Annotated in this window: 4 protein-coding genes; all 4 read left to right on the forward strand. The window is 67.5% G+C overall.

The genetic code is table 11. The features are described 5' to 3' along the window. Positions 1-135: 135 nt before the first annotated feature. The 4 genes from EZM51_RS14600 (at position 136) to EZM51_RS14615 (ending at position 5,666) form a co-directional block, all read left to right on the forward strand. Positions 136-1,512: an extracellular solute-binding protein gene (locus tag EZM51_RS14600; RefSeq protein ID WP_136709035.1), complete on the forward strand. Its 1,377-nt coding sequence runs from the start codon at positions 136-138 to the stop codon at positions 1,510-1,512. Between the two features lie 66 nt (positions 1,513-1,578). Then, positions 1,579-2,511 carry a sugar ABC transporter permease gene (locus tag EZM51_RS14605; protein WP_136709036.1) on the forward strand — a complete coding sequence of 311 codons (933 nt, stop codon included), beginning with the start codon at positions 1,579-1,581 and terminating at the stop codon, positions 2,509-2,511. 3 nt (positions 2,512-2,514) lie between these two features. Next, positions 2,515-3,483 (forward strand): carbohydrate ABC transporter permease, encoded by a 969-nt coding sequence (locus EZM51_RS14610; protein WP_248305671.1) that lies wholly within the window; start codon positions 2,515-2,517, stop codon positions 3,481-3,483. A 59-nt stretch (positions 3,484-3,542) separates the two neighbouring features. Continuing rightward, positions 3,543-5,666 carry a glycoside hydrolase family 2 TIM barrel-domain containing protein gene (locus EZM51_RS14615; RefSeq protein WP_136709037.1) on the forward strand — a complete coding sequence of 708 codons (2,124 nt, stop codon included), beginning with the start codon at positions 3,543-3,545 and terminating at the stop codon, positions 5,664-5,666. The last annotated feature ends 380 nt before the right edge of the window (positions 5,667-6,046 follow it).

Raw genomic sequence — 6,046 nt, forward strand, 5'->3', positions numbered from 1 at the left:
ACCACAATGTTTGCAACGTGTGCAAACTTGAGCTAACGTTTTGCATACGTTGGCAAACGCAGGGAGTCCCAGTCGTCGCCCCTTTCCGAAGCACTTGTTCGGAATGACGCTGGACTCACACCACAAAGGAGTGTCATGCACCAGCACCAACTGCGGGCCGGCCCTCGAGCCGTCCGCCGTGTCGCCGCCCTCGGTGCGGCCGCGCTCGTCACGATCGGCTTCACCGCCTGCGGCCCGTCGATCTCGGGCGCAGACGACGCCGGCGATTCGAGCACCCTGCAGGCCCCCACCGAGGAATCGCCCGAGGGCACCATCACGATCTGGGACCGTTCGGGCGACCTCTACGAGGTCTTCGAGTCCGTCATCGCCGAGTTCAACGAGAAGTACCCCGACATAACCGTCGACCACCAGGCCGTCGACATCGACGCCAAGCTCCAGAACACCCTCATCACCGGCACGGATGTGCCCGACGGCGTGTTCCTCGATGACGCGAAGGTTGCCGGGTTCGCCGAATCGCTGTGGGACCTCTCGGACGTGCTCGAGCCTTACGCGGGCGACATCGCCCAGCAGAAGCTTGACGTGAACTCGCTCGACGGCGGCATCTACGGCGTTCCGTGGGACCTCGACCCCGGTCTGCTCTTCTACAACGCCACGGCCCTCGAGGCAGCGGGCGTCGATGCCGAATCGATCGAGACCTACGATGACCTGCTCAATGCCGCTCGTCAGTACAAGCAGGCGGTGCCCGACGCCGGTCCGATCCACCTCGAGCAGAGTGCGTTCCTTGGGCAGCTCCAGCTCGAGATGTACGCGAGCCAGCTCGGCACGAGCCTCGCCGACGCCGACGGCGAACTCCGCCTCGACTCACTTGAGTACGAGCAGATCCTGACCTTCCTCGACACCGTTCAGCAGGAGGGTCTCGGCACCCGCGCGGAGTACCTGGGGCCGACCGACATCGAGACGCTGGAGGCCGCGAAGCAGGTGTTCTACCCGTGGGCGATCTGGTTCGACTTCGCACCCCAGCAGCTGCTGCCCGAAACGTCCGGTGACTGGCGCGCGATGCCCCTCCCCGCGTGGGAGGATGGCGGCGCGCGCTCCGGCGCCATGGGCGGATCGAGCTTCGTCATCCCGAAGGACGCCGAGAACCCCGAGCTCGCCTGGCTGTTCTACGAGTTCCTCGTCTTCGACGAGGCCGGCTACTCCGCCGTCTACGGCCCGAACGACGTGTACCCGAACGGGCTCAACACGTCGATCCCGAGCTACACGCCAGCCGCGGATCCCGACGAGCCGCTGTTCGGCCCGGTCGAGGCGCTCGGTGGGCAGGACCTCTGGAAGACCGCGGTCGAGGCCGGTGCCGAGATCCCCGGCGGCGCGCCGATCCCCACCTGGTGGGCCGGAGCCGTCGACTACCTCGGCAACAACATCCAACGGATGCTCGACGGCGACCTCACGCCGCAGGAGGTGATCGAGCAGTCGAGCGCCGACATCCAGTCGAACCTCGTCGACCGCCAGTGAACCCCGAGCGGATGCCGCGACTCGCGCGGCCGCGGCATCCGCTCGCCCTCGACCGGAAGTGAACCGATGACCGCCAGCACCGCACTCGACACGAGGATGCCGCCACCGCGCGCACCGCGTCGCCGACGGCTGACCCGGACCGCCCTGCGCCGGCGACTCGCGCCGTACGTCTTCATCCTGCCGTTCATCGCGATCTTCGCGCTGTTCAGCGTCTACCCGATGATCTTCACGCTGCGCCTGAGCTTCACCGACTGGCGCGGCACGGGCGCGGCGACCTGGGTCGGCCTCGACAACTACGCCTACCTCCTCACGAACCCAGGCTTCTGGTCCTCGCTCGGCAACTCGGCCGTGATGTGGCTGCTCATCGTGCCGGCACAGGTCGTCATCGGCTTGCTCGCCGCGGTGCTGCTGAACAACGCGAAGCTCAGGATGCGCGGCTTCTACCGCACCGCGTTCATCGTCCCATTCGTGACGCCGCTCGTGGCGATCGCCCAGATCTGGATCGTCGTCTTCGACCAGAACTACGGCCCCGTCAACGACCTCCTCGGGGTGCTCGGACTCCCCGGCATCGGCTGGCTCACGACGAGCGAGTGGGCGAAGCCCACGCTCGCCCTGCTCTTCCTCTGGAAGACCACGGGGTTCGCGATCATCATCCTGCTGTCGGGCCTGCAGTCGATCGATTCGACGCTCTACGAGGCGGCGGAGCTCGACGGAGCGAGCCGACGACGCCAGCTCTGGAGCATCACGGTTCCGCTGGTCCGACGCACGCTCATGTTCCTCGTCGTGCTGCAGACGCTGGCTGTGTTCCAGATGTTCGCTGAGCCGTACGTCGTGACGAAGGGCGGCCCGTACTCGTCGACGACCACCGCCGGCCTCTACCTCTACAACCACATCACCCGCGCCGACCTCGGCACGGGCGCCGCGAACTCGTTCCTGCTCGTCATCCTCGTGATGGCGCTATCGCTGCTGTTCGTACGGCTCCTGCGAGCGAAGGACTGACCGATGACGACCGCCATGCATGGATCGAAGGTCGAGGCGACGGATGACACGGGTGCCCCGCCGCAAGACACCGCGAACGTCGCCCAGGCCGGCCGTCCCGCGGCATCCGCTCGCCGTCGACGCCCGCGCCGCGAGTTGCCGCAGTTCGGATCGCAAGTGCTCCTCATGCTGCTCACGCTCGCATTCCTGGCGCCAGTGGCGTGGGCGGTCGTGTCAGCGTTCAAGCCGGCGGTGGAGATCATCCGCGACCCGCTCGGGTTCGACCCGACGCGGTTCACGACCGACAACTTCGTCGCGATGTTCAGCGACGTGCCGCTCGCGTCGGGATTCGTCAACACGGCAATCGTGCTGGTGCTGAAGGGCGCGATCACGATGTTCTTTGCGCCGTTGGCGGGCTACGCGTTCGCGAAGTACGACTTCCCGGGCAAGAACATGCTCTTCGGCACCGTCCTGTTGACGCTCATGCTGCCGACGATCGTGCTCATCATCCCGCTTCTGCTCGAGATGAAGGAGTTCGGATGGGTCAACACCTACCAGGCGCTCATCCTGCCGGGCTCGGTCGACGCGTTCGCGATCTTCTGGATGCGCCAGGTCATCTCGGCGGTGCCCGATGAGCTGCTCGACGCCGCCCGAGTCGACGGGTGCGGCGAGTTCGGCATCTTCTGGCGCATCGTCGTGCCCGTGATCCGGCCGGGCCTCGCAGGCCTCGCCGTGCTCACTGTCATGAACATCTACAACGACTTCGTGTGGCCGGTTGTCGTGACGACGAGCGACACGATGCAGACGCTGCAGGTGGTGCTGTCGACACTCGCGCAGAACATCAGCGGCAACACGATCGGGGCCGACTACGCGACCATCACCGGCGAGCTGCTCGCCGCGAGCTCGGTCGCGCTTGTGCCGCTGCTCATCATCTTCATCCTGCTGCAGAAGCACTTCATCAACGGGATCCTCGCCGGCAGCGTCAAGGGCTGATCGACCCGACCCGGAACTCCGTCATCTCCTCCTCCAACCACCGAAAGGCACCACCGCACATGACCGACACCCTTCGTCCCGACTTCGGCGCCGCCGCGCTGCCGGTGAGGCAGACGGATGCCTCCGCCGCCTCCGTCATCCCGAAGCCCGAGTACCCGCGGCCCGACCGTGACCGATCCGACCGTTGGCAGACCCTGAACGGGTCGTGGCGCTTCGAGTCGATCGACGGCGTCGCCGAGATCGCGGTGCCCTTCGCCTGGGAGACGCCAGCCTCGGGCATCGGCCGTACCTGGCTCGAACACGCAACCTACTCGCGTGAGGTCACGGTGCCCGCCGACTGGACCGACGCGCGGGTCGTATTGTGCTTCGGCGCTGTACACCACCGTGCGGTCGTCAGCATCGATGGTGTCGTCGTCGGCGAGCACGTCGGCGGCACGACCTCATTCGAATTCGACATCACCGATGGCGCACCCGCAGGCTCGACCGTCGAACTCCGCGTCGAGGTTGAGGCACCGGCCGACAAGCGGGCGATCCCGCACGGAAAGCAGCGCTCGATTCCACGCGACGATTACGACGGCGTGTCATTCACCCCGACGTCGGGCATCTGGCAGAGCGTTTGGCTCGAGGCGCGTGGGCGTACCCTTCTCGACTCGGTTGCGTTGCGAGGTGATTCGCTCAGCTCGATTGCCATCACCGGGCGGCTCGTCGGCGACGCTCCGGTGGGCGCCCGGGTCGTCGCGCGCGTCGTAGAGGGTTCAGATGCCGCCGAGTCGATCGAACTCATCGCCGACCGCGACGGCGTCGTGCGTGGAGAGCTCGCCCTTCGGCATCCGCGGCGCTGGTCGCCCGCCGACCCGCACCTCTATGCGGTCGAATTCACGACGGGTGAGGGCGACTCGGCCGACCGGGTGATCGTGACGACGGGACTACGCACGATCGAGACCCGCGGCGAGCACCTGCTCCTGAACGGAGAGCGCCTGTACTTCCGCGGCGTGCTCGACCAGGGCTACTGGCCCGAGACGGGCCTCACGGCGCCGACCGGTGCCGCCCTCCTTGCCGACCTCGATCACGCCCGCGACCTCGGCTTCACGCTCGTGCGCAAGCACCTCAAGTTCGAAGAGCCGCGCTGGCTCCACGAGGCTGACCGCATGGGCATGCTCGTGTGGGCGGAGCCGCCGTGCCCGAGCCGCTACAGCCCCGAGGCATCCGCTGGATTCGAAGCGCAGCTCGCACCGATGGTGGAGCGTGACGGAAACCACCCGTCGATCGTGATCTGGGGCCTCTACAACGAGGAGTGGGGGCTCGACTGGGACATCCCGGGGAGCCCCGAGCGAGCGGATGCCGCCGCGCACGCCTACGACACGCTTCGCGCGCTCGATGACTCCCGGCCGATCGTCGAGAACTCGGGCTGGGCGCACGTGCGCACCGATCTCGTCGACTGGCACTACTACGACGAAGACCCGGCCGCGTGGGCCGAGAACGTCGCCGGGCTCGCCGCAGGTGCGCGTAGTGATTGGCCGGTCAAGCTCGGTCCCGAATTCGTCGTCGACAAACCGCTCGCGGGGACACCGACGTTCTCAGTCGACGGGGTACCCATCGTGAACAGCGAATACGGGGCCGGTTTCACGAGCCTCGAACGGGCCTGGCACGTCCGATGGCAGACGCAAGAGCTGCGCCGACACGACCGCTTCGCCGGCTACGTCTACACCGAACTCACCGACGTCGAGCACGAGATGGCAGGCCTGCTCACGACCGCGAGGCACCGCAAGGACTGGGGCGGCCTCGACCCAGCACACGTCAACGCCGACACCGTGCTCGTCGTCGACCTCGTACCCAAGCACGCCGGCGCCGACATCGAGGTGCCAACGGAGCCGCTCGAGCTCGCCGTGCACGTCTCGCACCACGGCACCACGCCGGTTGCCGGCACCGTGCGCGCGGCCTGGGTCCGGGCGGGGAGGCCGTTCCCCGCCGATCCGCCTGCGGCGCAAGCGGAGTCGCACCTGCTCGAGGCGATGCCGTTCGCCCTGAGCGATGCCGCATACCTGACCGTGCCGCCGCCCAGCGGACCGGCGCGGTTGCTGCTCTGGTTCGCGGAAACCGGCGGGCGCGTGCTCGCCCGTACCTTCGTCGACGCAGCCCCCATCGAGCCGCCGAACCGCCGGGGAGCCCGGCCGGTCGGCTAGAGACGGCGTGACGCGCGCCGACCGCCAACGTGACGCGCGTCACGCCTTCCCATGTACTGGGCCGCTCACGAGGCCGGTGCCACTGCGGCACACCACATGGATGGGCGACCGTCTTCGCGGGCTTCGGGACCCGGTTGTCGGACGGGGTAGTGTGGCTGCCTCGTTTCCGGAGTCGGGGCTGAGCAGTGTTGCGCCCCAGGTTCATCGGTGGGTCGTCGTCGCCCGTTCGCGGTCGGGTCCGGGCTGGGCCAAAGAAGCTGCTGCCGCTCCATGACGGCAGGGCTTGGGGCGCCAGCAGAGTTGAGCGCGGTAGCCTCACCAAAACAAACTGAATCATTTTCGGCTCTCCTGACGCTTCCGTGGGTGGTTGAGCGCGTCGG

Origin of the sequence: Agromyces sp. H66 (genome assembly GCF_004959775.1) — a bacterium.
Lineage (GTDB): Bacteria > Actinomycetota > Actinomycetes > Actinomycetales > Microbacteriaceae > Agromyces.

Bases quoted from the DNA above. Each gene is read 5' to 3' on its own strand.
- EZM51_RS14600 (WP_136709035.1), top strand. From the start codon at position 136: ATGCACCAGCACCAACTGCGGGCCGGCCCTCGAGCCGTCCGCCGTGTC.
- EZM51_RS14605 (WP_136709036.1), top strand. From the start codon at position 1,579: ATGACCGCCAGCACCGCACTCGACACGAGGATGCCGCCACCGCGCGCA.
- EZM51_RS14610 (WP_248305671.1), top strand. From the start codon at position 2,515: ATGACGACCGCCATGCATGGATCGAAGGTCGAGGCGACGGATGACACG.
- EZM51_RS14615 (WP_136709037.1), top strand. From the start codon at position 3,543: ATGACCGACACCCTTCGTCCCGACTTCGGCGCCGCCGCGCTGCCGGTG.